Source organism: Massilia sp. Root351 (assembly GCF_001425045.1).
GTDB lineage: Bacteria > Pseudomonadota > Gammaproteobacteria > Burkholderiales > Burkholderiaceae_D > Rugamonas.
In genome coordinates, this window is record NZ_LMDJ01000031.1 from 487,850 (window position 1) to 501,138 (window position 13,289).

15 protein-coding genes are annotated in these 13,289 nt (G+C 65.2%); 9 read left to right on the forward strand and 6 right to left on the reverse strand.

The window, feature by feature from the left end; translation table 11 throughout:
• Positions 1-65: 65 nt before the first annotated feature.
• Entirely contained in the window at positions 66-1,283 is a 1,218-nt protein-coding gene (locus tag ASD15_RS22280) for an MFS transporter (protein WP_057157182.1), read from the reverse strand.
• A 113-nt stretch (positions 1,284-1,396) separates the two neighbouring features.
• On the opposite strand from ASD15_RS22280, the gene ASD15_RS22285 reads away from it, so the two are divergent.
• The 6 genes from ASD15_RS22285 (at position 1,397) to ASD15_RS22310 (ending at position 4,997) form a co-directional block, all read left to right on the forward strand.
• Positions 1,397-2,308: a LysR family transcriptional regulator gene (locus tag ASD15_RS22285; protein WP_057157183.1), complete on the forward strand. Its 912-nt coding sequence runs from the start codon at positions 1,397-1,399 to the stop codon at positions 2,306-2,308.
• Positions 2,305-2,511, forward strand: a complete 207-nt coding sequence (locus ASD15_RS22290; protein ID WP_057157184.1) for a hypothetical protein — start codon at positions 2,305-2,307, stop codon at positions 2,509-2,511. Before ASD15_RS22285 ends, ASD15_RS22290 begins: the two co-directional genes overlap by 4 nt.
• A 3-nt stretch (positions 2,512-2,514) precedes the next feature.
• Positions 2,515-2,805, forward strand: a complete 291-nt coding sequence (locus tag ASD15_RS22295) for a hypothetical protein (RefSeq protein WP_157201073.1) — start codon at positions 2,515-2,517, stop codon at positions 2,803-2,805.
• 73 nt (positions 2,806-2,878) lie between these two features.
• Entirely contained in the window at positions 2,879-3,307 is a 429-nt protein-coding gene (locus ASD15_RS22300; RefSeq protein WP_057157186.1) for a DUF4259 domain-containing protein, read from the forward strand.
• A 286-nt stretch (positions 3,308-3,593) separates the two neighbouring features.
• Complete coding sequence (locus tag ASD15_RS22305; protein ID WP_057157187.1) at positions 3,594-4,127, forward strand: DUF1993 family protein; 534 nt, start codon at positions 3,594-3,596, stop codon at positions 4,125-4,127.
• A 24-nt stretch (positions 4,128-4,151) separates the two neighbouring features.
• Positions 4,152-4,997 carry an NAD-dependent protein deacetylase gene (locus ASD15_RS22310; RefSeq protein ID WP_057157188.1) on the forward strand — a complete coding sequence of 282 codons (846 nt, stop codon included), beginning with the start codon at positions 4,152-4,154 and terminating at the stop codon, positions 4,995-4,997.
• Between the two features lie 24 nt (positions 4,998-5,021).
• Here ASD15_RS22310 and ASD15_RS22315 read toward each other — a convergent pair whose 3' ends face one another.
• The 3 genes from ASD15_RS22315 to smpB form a co-directional block, all read right to left on the reverse strand.
• Positions 5,022-5,591, reverse strand: a complete 570-nt coding sequence (locus ASD15_RS22315; protein WP_200954051.1) for a FlgO family outer membrane protein — start codon at positions 5,589-5,591, stop codon at positions 5,022-5,024.
• Positions 5,591-6,307 carry a hypothetical protein gene (locus ASD15_RS22320; RefSeq protein WP_057157189.1) on the reverse strand — a complete coding sequence of 239 codons (717 nt, stop codon included), beginning with the start codon at positions 6,305-6,307 and terminating at the stop codon, positions 5,591-5,593. The genes ASD15_RS22315 and ASD15_RS22320 overlap by 1 nt, the downstream gene beginning before the upstream one ends.
• 100 nt (positions 6,308-6,407) lie before the next feature.
• The gene (gene smpB, locus ASD15_RS22325) at positions 6,408-6,857 is read right to left on the reverse strand and encodes an SsrA-binding protein SmpB (RefSeq protein ID WP_057157190.1); all 450 of its coding nucleotides are present in this window, start codon (positions 6,855-6,857) and stop codon (positions 6,408-6,410) included.
• Between the two features lie 92 nt (positions 6,858-6,949).
• Between smpB and ASD15_RS22330 the strand changes: the two genes are divergently transcribed.
• From ASD15_RS22330 to ASD15_RS22340, 3 genes are all read left to right on the forward strand, one after another.
• Positions 6,950-7,384, forward strand: coding sequence for a type II toxin-antitoxin system RatA family toxin (locus ASD15_RS22330; RefSeq protein WP_057157191.1), 435 nt, complete (start codon positions 6,950-6,952; stop codon positions 7,382-7,384).
• 7 nt (positions 7,385-7,391) lie between these two features.
• The gene (locus ASD15_RS22335; protein ID WP_229418299.1) at positions 7,392-7,670 is read left to right on the forward strand and encodes an RnfH family protein; all 279 of its coding nucleotides are present in this window, start codon (positions 7,392-7,394) and stop codon (positions 7,668-7,670) included.
• 128 nt (positions 7,671-7,798) lie between these two features.
• Entirely contained in the window at positions 7,799-8,494 is a 696-nt protein-coding gene (locus ASD15_RS22340; protein WP_057157192.1) for a DUF899 family protein, read from the forward strand.
• Positions 8,495-8,645: 151 nt separating this feature from the next.
• On the opposite strand, the gene ASD15_RS22345 is transcribed toward ASD15_RS22340, so the two are convergent.
• Positions 8,646-10,901 carry a glycoside hydrolase family 3 protein gene (locus ASD15_RS22345; protein WP_057157193.1) on the reverse strand — a complete coding sequence of 752 codons (2,256 nt, stop codon included), beginning with the start codon at positions 10,899-10,901 and terminating at the stop codon, positions 8,646-8,648.
• Positions 10,898-13,255 (reverse strand): GH36-type glycosyl hydrolase domain-containing protein, encoded by a 2,358-nt coding sequence (locus ASD15_RS22350; protein ID WP_057157194.1) that lies wholly within the window; start codon positions 13,253-13,255, stop codon positions 10,898-10,900. Before ASD15_RS22350 ends, ASD15_RS22345 begins: the two co-directional genes overlap by 4 nt.
• Positions 13,256-13,289 lie beyond the last annotated feature (34 nt).

Here is a 13,289-nt window from a genome sequence, read left to right on the forward strand (position 1 = left end):
GTTGGTGGAATGGACTTTACTTCCAACAACCTTGCCGATAAAGGCCGCGCCAGGCGCTACTGTTATTACATCGTGTAATCAATCGCCTGGGCGATGCCGCGGCTGGCCAGGTATTCGGTCATCCAGTACAGCAGTGCCAGGCCGGGGAAGGCCGCGCCGGCCAGCAGGGCGGCGTGCCAGCCGTAACTGGCGTAGACCCAGCCGCCTGCCGCCGACCCCAGCGCGCCGCCGGCGAAGAACAGGGCGAAGTACAACCCGTTCAAGCGGCTGCGCAGCTCCGCTCCCAGGCTGAAGATAGCGCGCTGGCCCAGCACCAGGTTGGCCGCCACACCCATGTCCAGCACGATGGAGGCTACCGTCAGCACGGCCAGCGCCACGTTGCGCATGGGAGGCGAGTCCGGCGCGAACAGCGGCAGCAGGAAGCTCACCACGCCCAGCGCCAGCGCGGCGGCGGTGGCCATCAGCGTATGCCCCGAGTCAGCCAGCTTGCCGGCGACAGGCGAGGCGATGGCGCCGGCCATGCCCACCAGCGCGAACACGGCAACGCCGGTTTGCGATAGGTGAAAGGCAGGCGTGGACAGCATCATCGGCGTTACGGTCCAGAACAGGCTGAAGGCGCCGAACAGGCCCGCGTGATAGGCGGCGCGGCGGCGCAGCACGGGCTGGCTCAGCAGTAGCAGCCATAGCGAGGCCATCAATTTACGGTATGGCACCGGCGCGGACGGCACGCGCGCCGGCAGCTTGCGGCGCAGCACGGCTGCCAGCATCACGGTGGCAACGGCGGCGCCGCCGAAGACCACGTGCCAGCTGCTGGCATCGGCCACCAGGCTGGCCACGGGACGCGCCAGCATGATGCCCATCAGCAGGCCGCTGACCACCTTGCCCACGGTCTGGCCGCGCGTGGCTTCAAGCGACAGGTGCGCCGCGTAAGGCACCAGCACTTGCGCCGCGACGGAACCCAGGCCGATGGCCAGCGCGGCGGCAAGGAAGGTCCAGGCGCTGGTGCTGGCGGCGGCGGAGGCCAGCGCCAAGGCCGTGAACAGCAGCGCTGCCACCACCAGCTTGCGGTTCTCGAGCAGGTCGCCCAGCGGCACGACGAACAGCAGGCCCACTGCGTAGCCCGCCTGCGTCAGCGTCACGATCAGGCCTGCCGCCTGCGGCGACAGCCCGGTGGCGGCGCTGATCGGGCCGACCAGCGTCTGCGCGTAGTACAGATTGGCGACGATCAGCCCGCAGGCGATGGCCAGCAGCCAGACCATGCCCTTTGAAATGTCCTTGTTCATATTTGCCTCTCGGATTAGCTATGCGATGAGGCCATTCTAGGGAGAAGCCATCGGAAGATAATTAGGGCATAATCCTCATACGCTTTTCGGATTAGATGAACAATGAGGGAATAGTGGACCGCCTGAAAGCCATGCAAACCTTTGTCCGCATCGTCGAAGCGAACAGCTTCACCAAGGCGGCCGAAACGCTGAACCTGCCGCGCGCGGCACTGACGGCCACCATGCAGAACCTGGAGGCCTTCCTTGGCACCACGCTCCTGCTGCGCACCACGCGCCGCCTGTCCTTGACGCCGGACGGCGCCGACTACTTCCGCCAGTGCGTGGAGATCCTGGGCGCGGTGGAAGCGGCGGAAGCGGGCTTTCGCGGCGCCAGTACGGGCAAGCCAAAGGGCAAGCTGCGCATCGACCTGCCGGGTACGCTGGGCCGCCGCCTGGTGATGCCGCGGCTGGCCGAGTTCGCGGCGGCGTATCCCGATGTGGAGCTGGTGCTCAGCCTGACCGACCGCATCGTCGACGTGGTGCAAGAGGGCATAGACTGCGCGCTGCGGGTGGGGCAGTTGCAGGACTCGTCGCTGGTGGGCCGCCAGATCGGCAGCATGCGTTTTCTCACATGCGCCGCGCCGGCCTATCTGGAGCGCCACGGCGTGCCGCGCACGCTGGAGGAACTGCGCGCGCACCGTGGCGTGATCCACTTTTCCGGCCGCACCGGCCGCGCCTTCGACTGGGACTTCCAGGTGGACGGCAAAGTGGTGAAGGTGGACATGGCGGGCGCCATCTCCGTCAACGACGCCGACGCCTATTTGAGCTGCGCCTTGCAGGGCCTGGGCCTGGCCCAGGTCGGCGCCTACCAGGCCCGCCCGCATTTGCAGGCGGGGGAACTGGTGCAAGTGCTGTCCGCCTGGCCGCCCACGCCCATGCCGATCTCGCTGCTGTACCCGCAGGGCCGCATGGCAGCCCCCAAGGTGCGGGTGTTCGCCGAGTGGCTCACCGCTGTTTTCCAGAATGAAGCGGACTGCCAGCCATGATAGACAAGCAAGCCATGATGCGGCCCACGCCCGGGTTGGCGATCACGTTCGGCTGGATGCTGATACTGCTGATGGCGTTGCCCGCCATCTGGTTTGGGGCGTCGCGTATCTGGGCCAAAGTAGCGGCGGAAGAGTGGTCCCTGGTGAGGGCCACAGTCCTGTCCAGCAAGGCCTATCACCGCACCGGAAAATCCAATGACTAGTGCGTGATGCTGCACTACAGCTATCCGGCCCTAGGGAAGAGGTACGAAAGCCGGGCGATCGGCACGTCGCGCGTTGGGAATGCCGGCTGCGAGCGGAGCGAGGAACGATTGCGCGAGCGCTGGGGGGATCTGGCGCCGGGCACGTTGCTGCGGGCGCGATTCGACCCGCAAGCGCCGGAGCGCGCGGCTATCGTTGTCGAGAAAGTGGACGCGCTTGACTGCGTCATGATCCTGATAGGCCTCATCATCTTGTGTGGAAGCGCGTGGGAGATCCGGAACCAAATGAAACGGTGAAGCATTGACGCGGCGGGCGTAACTGTTTATAACATGGCGATTATTGCAAGCTGAAACGGATAGGAAAAATAATATGGGTACTTGGGCGGTGGACGCGTTCGGCAACGACTTTGCGCTGGACTGGGCGCAGGATTTGCAGGAATCGAAGGACTTGTTTTTCATCGAGGACACGCTGAACAACGTGCTGTCGCCGGATAGCGCAGATTATCTGGAGGCGCCGTTCGCCGCAGAAGGGCTGGCCGCCATCGAGGTGCTGGCGCGGCTGTATGGCAAGCCGGGTGAGAACGGCGAGAATACGCAGGACGTCGATGCATGGGTGGAGGAGGTCAGCAAGAAGACCACAAAGCGGCGAACCGACCTGATCGAAAAATCGCAGCGCGCCATCGAGCATATTCTGTCCGATCGCTCGGAATTGCGGGAACTGTGGGAGGACAGCGAACACTATGCCGAATGGCGCGCGTCCGTGGACGAACTGAAAAAGCGCATCAGCGCGTCAATATGAACATAACCGTACGTCCGGTTACAGAAAAACCGGGATCTGGCTAGCGATGTCGAACTACTGAATCACCAGGAAGATTATCTCGCTAACAATGCTTATTCACTGCGCAGGCCACCCTTCATTCTCATTTCCTTTATGCCAGCTTCGGTTTTGTGGAAGCGGAGATCGATGAATCCGGAGAAATGAACGCCTTGATAACACTGTAAAACGACGCTTGTGCTCGGAGATATTGCTATTGCCTCTGCACAATGGCAGAGTGTAGCTTGTCGTCAATAAAACAGAGCTTATCGTGGGGACCACGCTTTATTCGGCCAGCGTGCCGGTGTTTATACATTACTTGCAGCAGCTACACGCTACGCTGCGCGTGGCGGAGAACCATGAGCGGCGCACCGGCCGGCCACTGGTGCGGGTGGCCTTGGCGGAGGGCATGTTTCCCTTTGCCCAGCAAGTGACCACCGCCTGCAGTTTCGCCGTGCGCGCCTGCTGCCCCTTGCTCGCATGCGACCTGCCGGTGCTTGGCGGCGGTGACCAGGACTGGGACCAGCTGCGCACCCGCATCGCTGCCACGGTCGATTTCCTCGAGGAGGTGCCTGCGGACCGCTTCAATGCGGCGGAGAAGATGCAGGTGGTAACCACGGCCGGACTGGTGTCGCCGGTGTTCTCGGGACGCGACTACGTGGTCTCCTACGCACTGCCGAATTTCTTCTTCCACCTGGTGACCGCGCACGCCATCCTGCGCAGCCACGGCGTCCCCGTGGGCAAGGAAGACTTCGACGGCTACCACCAGTACCAGGCAGGCTTCAGCTTCCCGCAGGCGAAGTAGCGCGCTTTCGGTTAGCATGGCGGCATGCAGATCTTCTCCGAACACGAGGCCGATGCCGGTGCTGATGAACTGGACGCCTTCCTGGGCCGCCACCGCAAAGTACTGGTGCTGACCGGCGCCGGCCTGAGTACCGCATCCGGCATTCCCGACTATCGCGACAAGGATGGCGTCCGGCGCGGCCGCGCCCCCGTGCAGGGGCCGGAGTTCCGCCGCTCGGACGCGGTGCGCCGCCGCTACTGGGCGCGCAGCATGGTGGGCTATCCCACCCTGGCGCGCGCCGCGCCGAACGACGGCCACCGCGCGCTGGCGGCCCTGGAGCACATCGGCAGGGTTGCCACCGTCATCACGCAGAACGTGGACGGCCTGCACCAGCGCGCCGGCAGCCGTAGCCTGATTGAGCTGCACGGGAATATCCACGGCGTGGTGTGCCTGGAATGCCGCGCCCAATATGCCCGCGCCTACATCCAGCAGCAACTCCTGCGCGACAACCCGCAACTGGCCGGCAGCGACGCCCGGCCGCTGCCGGACGGCGATGCGCAACTGGAGCCGGAAGCGCTGGAGTATTTCCACGTGCCGCACTGCGCGCACTGCGCCGGCGTGCTGCAGCCGGACGTGGTGTTCTTCGGCGACACCATCCCCAGGCCGCGCACCGAGGCTGCGCTGCAAGCGATGGCGGAAGCCGATGCGCTGCTAGTGGTGGGGTCGTCGCTGATGGTATTTTCCGGCTACCGCTTCTGCAAGCTGGCCGCCGAAAGCGGAAAGCAGATTGCAGCCATCAATGCCGGCGTGACGCGGGCGGACGACCTGCTTTCGCTGAAGGTCACCGCGTCGGCGGAGCAGGTGCTGGCGCTGCTGGCCAGCCGGGCCTGACGTTCAGCGCCCGGTGCCCGGAGCTCAGTGCTGCATCAGCATCGAGCGAACGATGCCTTCCTTGGCCAGCGCGAAGTCATGCGCCGCCAGCACGAAATTGGTGTTGGGCTGGATGACCTTCACGTTCACGAACACCATGTCGCTGGTCTCCGCGTAGGAGCCCACCACGATGGCTTGTGCATTGTGCGTCTGCGCTACCTGGCCGATTTCACGGGTCAGCATGAGCTCGCCCTGGCCGCGTTTCAGGTAGACGTTGTTACGCAACTTCATCTCCACCATGTTCAGATTGCCCTGCGACAGGCGGGTGGAGATCTGCTCGGACACCAGGCGGCCCAGCGTGGTGGTTTGCTCCAGTGCGTCGATATTGACGACCGTGGCCATGATCAGCGGCTTGTCCGCCAACAGTTTGCCGTTCAGCTGCGACAGCAGCATGTCGGCTGCCTTGTAGTTGGAGGCGATGAACTGGTTGGACGACACCGTGGCGTAGTTGGTTTCTTCCTTGGCCGGGGTGCTGGAGCAGGCGCCCAGCAGCAGCGGCAGCGCGGTGGCGAAGGTGGCGACGAGCAGGGCGCGCAGCGGTGCGAAGTTGCGCATTATTGGTCACCCTTCACTTTGTAGGTCTTCATCAGTTTGGCTTCGGCCGGCACGTCGGGCGCAATGCCGTACAGCGTGCGGTCGCTGTCGGCCACATAATAGGCCGTGCTGTTGCGCGCGTAGTAGCGGTACTGGTCGGACACCGACACCGTCACCAGCAGCTCGGTCTGCGGCGTGTCGCCGGCTGCAAACTTGGCATGCTGATACTGGTAGGTGTCGATGGCGGCGACACCGGCGAGCAGGCCGGCCACCGGCTCCAGCAAGGTCAGCGCCAGCACGCCGGCGGTCAGCACGGTCGGCTCGCCCGGATAGCGGAACTGGGCGCGGCCCGGCGCGAAGGTATAGGCTTGCACATCGATGTCCACCTTGAGCGAACCGGCCGGGGTGCGCGAGACGATATGGCCGTCGCGCACCAGGGCCGACACCAGTTGCGCGGCCAGCGCACGCTGGAACGGCGATGCTTGCGGGGACGGCTCGGCGATGTAGAACGGCCGCGGAGGCGATTTCTTCAAGTCCGCCGCCAGGCCTTTTTCGATATGCTGGGCGATAACGCCCCAGTGTGCCGCAGCCTGCAGCGTGTATTGGTTGGACGTCGGGAAGTTGCTGGCGACGGGCACCGGGCTGTACGGCGTATGGGGAATCTGGGGCACTTGCTGGCCCGCGCAGCCGGCCAGCAGCGCGCCGGATATCAGGATTGCTGCGGTTTTCGTCACCATGTTCTTCCTCGCCGTCGTTAAAGAGTCTTGCCACGGCAGTTTACCATGGGAGTTTCTAGATAGAAACGCCTACGGAAGGAAGTGACCTCGAAGTGACATATTAACGACGATGCTGTTTCATAGCCGAAGCCACTTCGCGCGATGCGTCGCGGTCTTTCTCGGTGGCGCGCTTGTCGTGCTGCTTCTTGCCCTTGGCCAGGCCGATCTCGCACTTCACGCGGCCGCCCTTGTAATGCAGGTTGAGCGGCACCAGCGTGTAGCCGGAACGGGTGGCTTTGCCGATCAGCTTGTCCAGCTCGGCGCGGTGCAGCAGCAGTTTGCGGGTGCGCACGGCTTCCGGGCTGATGTGGGTCGACGCGGTGGGCAGGGCGCTGATATGGGCGCCGAACAGGAATAGCTCGTCGCCCTTGATGGTGACGTAGGCTTCCTTGATCTGCACGCGCGCGTCGCGGATTGCCTTCACTTCCCAGCCTTCGAGCACCAGGCCCGCTTCATAGCGGTCCTCGATGAAGAAATCGTGAAAGGCTTTTTTGTTGTCGGCAATAGTCATGGGTGGTGGGTAAAACAGTGCGGGTCGGTTAAACTACGGTTTCGCCGCGCGCAGAGCGCGGATAAACCAACATCATAGCAAACGGTAACACAATGGCAGTAGTGCACAAGTCGGTTATCCTGGGCTACAGCGCAGAACAGATGTTCGAGCTGGTTGCCAAGGTCGAAGATTATCCCAAATTTCTGCCTTGGTGTGGCGGCGTCGACGTGCGGGAACGCGGCGAAAATACCGTCGTGGCCAGCCTGGCCATCCATTATCACGGCATTCACCAGAGTTTTACCACGTCCAACGTGAATACGCCGCCCACCAGCATGAAGATGACGCTGGTCGATGGTCCTTTCAAGACCCTGGACGGCACCTGGACCTTCAAGCCGCTGCGCGAGGACGCTTGCAAGGTCGAACTGGACCTGCACTACGAGTTCTCCAGCCGCCTGCTGGAGCAGGTGGTGGGCCCGGTGTTCGGCATGATCGCCAACAGCATGGTGGACTCGTTCTGCAAACGGGCCGACACGGTATATGGCGGCTGACCAAATCATGGGCCAAATCAACGTCGAGGTGTGCTACGCCACCGACACGCTGCAGTTCCGCCGCGCGCTGCGGCTGGAGGCCGGCGCCACCATCCGGCAGGCGCTGGATGTGAGCGGCCTGGCGGTGGAAGTGCCGGGCATCGACCTGGCCGCGATGGCGGTCGGCCTCTACGGCAAGAAGAAGACGCTGGACACCGTGCTGCGCGAGCACGACCGGGTGGAAGTCTACCGCCCGCTGATCGCCGACCCCAAGAACGCCCGCCGCCGCAAGGTGCGCAAGAGCTGAATAGGGCTGTCAGCGCGGGATGCGCAGCCTAAACGCAGCGCCATGCCCGGATATGTGGGACGGCGCACGGTAGCCTTGGGCCGGGTGCGATAGCGTGGGCGATCTGACACTTTGCCCGGGAGCGCATTATGGATCAGCTCAAACCCGCCCATGAACTTGCCGCCGCCGCGAGCAAGCCCTATCCCAACGACAGCGCCGAGTACCGCGCCGCGCGCACCGCCTTGCTGGCCGAGGAAATCGAACTGCGGCGCCATATTGAACGGGTGGCCGAGCAGCGCCGCGCCTTGCCGCCAGGCGGTGAGGCGGCGGATTACCAGTTCAATGATGAAAACGGCGCCACCGTGCCGTTGGCAGCGCTGTTCGGCAAGCATGACACACTGGTGACCTACTTCTGGATGTTCGGACCACAGCGCGACCGTCCGTGCCCCATGTGTACGGCCTTTCTCGGCGCACTCGACATCCCGGCGCGCGACATTACGCAGAAAGCGGCCATGGCGGTGCTGGGGCGTTCGCCGGTGGAGCGCCAGTTGGCCTTTGCGCGCGAGCGGGGATGGCGCAATCTGAAGTTCTACGCCACCGTCGGCGACGGCTTCGCGCGCGACTATCGCGGTCTGGCGCCGGATGGCAGCGAATGGCCGGCGCTGGACGTGTGGGTGAAGGATGGCGCCAAGGTGCGCCATTTCTGGGGCGCCGAGATGGGCGGCACGTCGGACCCCGGCCAGGATCCGCGACTCGCGCCCGATCCCACTCCGCTGTGGAATATTCTCGACCTCACGCCGGCCGGGCGCGGCAGCGACTGGTATCCCAGGCTGGCCTACGACTAAGCGCTGCGTCGCAGGCCCGCGCGAGCGGGCAAGGCGGGGCGGCCATAGGGGGCGCTGCCATGCTGTTCTTGTGCCGCCTCGGTGGGGCTTGCCTGCGGCTAATCCGCAGCTGGCTCGGGGCCGGCGCATCGCAGCCCCGGTTGCTGCCGTGCTATTGCGCGCCTGCCGGGCGGCCCCGGACGTCCACCGCGTGTGCGGGCAGGCGCAGGCGGACGGTGGCTGCGGGCGCGTCGGATGCGCTGGCCAGGATGATGTCGTAGTCGCCGCCGGCGATGCGCCACGTCTTGCTGGCGCTGTCGTACACGCCCAGCAGGCGCGGATCGACCGTCACCGTGGCGGTGTGGCTGGCGCCAGGGGCCAGCGCGAACTTGTCCCATCCGGCGAGACGCTGCGGCGCTTCCCAGCCGCCGGCCACCTGCGAATCCGGCGCAACCGGTGATTCGAGGGCAGGCGCTGCCACGTAGACCTGCGGCACGGCCTTGCCCGCCCGCGTGCCCGTGTTGCGCACGTTGAAGCTGACCGTAACCTTGCCATCCTTGAATTGCGCAGCCAGTCCGCCATAGGTGAAGCTGGTATAAGACAGGCCGTGACCAAAGGCAAACAGCGGTTTGCGGCCCTTCAGCTGGTGCCACTTATAGCCGACCGCCGCGCCTTCGATGTTGTAGTCGGCACGCTGCTGCCCAGCGTCGATGACGGGGCGCGGCAACTGTGTTTCGGCGGCGGGGAAGGTGGCTGGCAGGCGGCCGGAAGGATTCACCTCCCCGGTCAGCACGCGCGCTATCGCTACGCCGCCGCGCGTGCCCGGATACCAGGCCTGCAGCACGGCGCCCACGCTGCCCAGCCATGGCATGGTGACCGGGCCGCCGGTTTCCAACACCACCACCGTGCGCGGATTGGCGCGCGCCACGGCGGCAATCAGCTCGTCCTGCCCGTTCGGCAGCGCCAGGGAAGCGGCGTCCACACTCTCGGCTGTCCACTGTGTAGCAAACACGATGGCCACGTCGCTCGCGGCGGCCAGCGTGGCGGCGGCAGCAATGTCCTTGCCGTCCAGGTAGGCCAGGCGCGCCTTGCTGCGCGCGGCCAGCGCCTGCATCGGCGAGGACGGGTGGTACACCATGGGGCCGGGGAAGTGCGCCGGGCCTTCGTTGGGAACCGCCATGCCGCCGTGCGCATGCACCTGCGATGCACCGCCGCCGGACAGTACGCCCTTGTCCGCATGCCCGCCGATGATGGCGATCGAGCGCACGGCGCCGGCGAGCGGCAGCAGCGCGCCGCTGTTCTTCAGCAGCACCATGGCTTCCTCGCTGCCCGCCTGGGTCACGGCTGCGTGCGCGTTGAAGTCGATGCCGGATTCCGGCTCGACTGCAACCGGATGGTCCATCACGCCGTGCTTGAACATGGCGCGCACGATACGCTGCACCATATCGTCCAGCCGCGCCTGCGGCACGTGGCGGTTGGTGACGGCCTCCCGCAGGGCGTCGCTGAAGTAGGCGGAGTGGTCGAAAGGCCAGCCGGACTGCTGGTCCAGCCCCGCGTTGGCGGAAGGGATGGTGGAATGCACCGCGCCCCAGTCTGACATTACATAGCCTTGGTAGCCCCAGTCCTGCTTCAGCACTTCATTCAGCAGGTAAGGGCTTTCGCAGGAATAGATTCCGTTGACGCGGTTATAGGCGCACATGACGGAGCCGGGATCGCCGCGCTCAATGGCGAATTGGAAGGCCAGCAGGTCCGACATGCGGGCGGCCGCGTCGTCCAGTTCGGAATCCACGGTGAAGCGGTGGGTCTCCTGCCCGTTGTAGGCAAAATGCTTGACGGTGGCGACGATGTGATTGGACTGGATGCCGCGCACCTGCTCGCCCACCATGACGCCCGCCAGCAGCGGATCTTCTCCCGCGTATTCAAAATTGCGGCCGTTGCGCGGATCGCGCATCAGGTTCACGCCGCCGGCCAGCATGACGTTGTAGCCGGACTGGCGCGCTTCCTTGCCGATCATGGCGCCGGACGCGTAGGCCAGTGCCGGGTTCCAGGTGGCGGCCGTGGCCAGGCCGGATGGCAGCGAAGTACGCTCATAGGGCTGCTTCGAGCTGCTTTGCGTTGCCACGCCGATGCCCGCGTCGGCCTGCCATTGCGGCGGCAGGCCGACGCGCGGCACGCCGGGCACGTAGCCGGCCGAATCGCGCCGCGCTTCCTTCGGCGCGAAGTGGTTCTTCTTGGCGAAGTCGGTGGCGAAGTAGCCGAAGACGGTCTGGATCTTTTCTTCCGCCGTCATCGCCGCCACCATGCGTGCGGCGCGCTCGTCCGCGCTCGGGGCCGGCGGCACCGCCTGCGCGGGGCAGGCCAGCGCCACGGCCGCGGCCGCAGCTGCGACTGTATCTGTGACTGTACCCCGTGCGCGCCCCGTCCTCATGCCGGCACGAATACGCTGAGGTTGTAGGTCGCGCCCGGAGCGATATTGGCGATGTGGGCAGACGGCAGGAACTGGCCGGCGTGCATCACCATCACTTCCTTCACGTCCGTGCGGCGGATGTTCAGCACGAACTTCGCGCCCCTGAACATGCGCGTCACCTTGATGCCGTCCCATTCCGCCGGCAACTGCGGGTTGATGCGCAGGCCGTCGGCGTCGCCCTGCAGGCCGCACAGGCCTTCAATGAAGCAGCGGTAAGCCCAGGACACGGTGCCGGTGTTGAACAGCTGGCTGGAGCGGCCGGCCTGCTCCGGATACTGGTGATACGCGCCGCGATAGTAGTTGGGAATGAACACCGGCAGCTGGCCGCGCTGCAGATAGTCCGCCTCGCTCGGGCCGGGGATCATCTGGCGCAGCAGCTTGTAGGCGCGGTCCTTTTCGCCCACGGTGTACAGGCTGTAGATGTAAAACACCGAGGCGTGGTTGTATACGGCGCCGTTTTCTGCCGAACCGGGGTGCTTCTGCGTGACGCGGCCCACGTCTTCGCGCATGGCGCTGAACGGCGGCGCGAACATGGCCACGCCGTATGGCGTATTGAGCTGCTGGTCCACCTGCGCCAGCATTTTCGTCCGCTGCTCCGCGCCGGCGGCGCCGCCCAGGATGGACCAGGCTTGTGGATTGAGCCAGATGCGGCCCTCCTTGTCCTTCCTGGTGCCGAAGGCGACGCCGTCGTCGGTAATGCCGCGCGAGAACCAGTCGCCATCCCAGAAATGCTTGTTGGCGGCTGCGTTCACTGCGGCCGCGCCGGCGCGGTAGTGCTCGGCGCGCTCGTCGCGGCCCACTTGGGCGCACATGTCAGCCCACAGGTTCAGCGCGTAGGCCGTGGCCACGGTCAGCCAGCCGGAAACGCCTGTTCCCTTGTAGCCCACCATATTCATCGGATCGCACCAGTCGCCCTGGGCGATGAAGCTCAGGCCGCGCTCGTCGCGCGCTTCCAGCAGCCAGTCCATGGCGCGCGAGATGCGCTCGAACACCGACTGCTCCACGCCATCCTCGGCGCCGCGCACGGCGGTGCGCAGCAGTGCGTAGTCGGCCGTTTCGTCCAGGTAGGTCTTCAGGCAGACCGGCAGCCACACGCAGTGATCGGTGTGCGGCACCTGGTTGATGTACTTCAGCTCCGCGCCTTCCACCAGCAGGATCCCGTCCGGCATGGCGCCGTTCGGTTCCTGCTGCGACAGCGCGTGCAGGAAGGCCGCGCGCGTGACCTGGGGCTTGATGAAGCTCATGCCCATGTTGTCCTGCAGGTAGTTGCGGGTCTGCGGGTCGGTGGTCAGGCGGTTCACGTCGCCATGGTAGTAGACCTGGCGCGGCAGCCAATGGTTGACGAAATTGTCCAGTTCCGCGTCCGGCGTTTCGATCTGCAGCACGCCCCGGCCTTGCTCGATGTACCAGGCGTAGTCGCGCTTGGCCTCGGCGAAACCGGCCTGGCTCAGGTACTTGCCGCGCATGGAGCGGATCTCCGCGTCGTCGAAGGCCGGGCCGAAGATGAAGCGCAGCGCGCGCTCGCCGCCGCCGTCCAGCGTAAGCCGGTACTGTACGGCGGCGGTGGGCGTTTCGTAGCGCGCGTCGCTGCGCGACAGTTCGTCCTGCCGCACTGCGGAAGGCGCGTGCAGGCCGCCTTCACCCTCGAACGCCTGCTGCATGGTTTCCCACGAATCGGGCGGCGTCTCGCACAGGAAGTAGGTGCGGTCCTTGAAGAACTTGTTCTTGAAGTAGTCCGCCACCTTCTGGTAGGGCGTGACGCAGCTGGCCACCACGCCGCCCAGGTCCACGCGGTACTCGGCGGACTGGTTCATCCACGACATGTAGCCGATCGGGAAATAGGGATAGACGCTGATCTTGCGCTGGCGGCCGGACAGGTTGACCACCTTGACCGACCACAGTTCCACCACGTCCTGCGTCGGCAGGCTGAGGGTCAGTTCGACGCGAATGCCAAGGTGCTCGACGGTCCATTCGATGTCGCTCTTGCCGACCGAGAAACGGAAGCTGTCGACCGGCGCGCGTACCGGCTCATAAGGGGCGGAGAAGAACTCGCCGGTCTCCTCGTCCTTGATGTAGACGAAGCGGCCCGGATGGTGGGCGTAGTAGTTCTGCTCCGGCTGCATGAAGGTCTTGGCCTCCAGGTTAGGCGCGTAGGCGTACTTGGCGGGCTCGGGCTGCATGAACTGCGCGGTGGCGTAGCCCCGGCAGGTCACTTGTATCATCATTTTCTGGTTCCACAGGAAGCCGCCGGCCTTCGGCATGGCCGTCGGGCTGGTCAGTTCGTAGCGGTCGCCATCGTGGGTTGGGCGTAGCATGGGTATCTCCGGAGTGTCTTTCAGCTTACTGCGT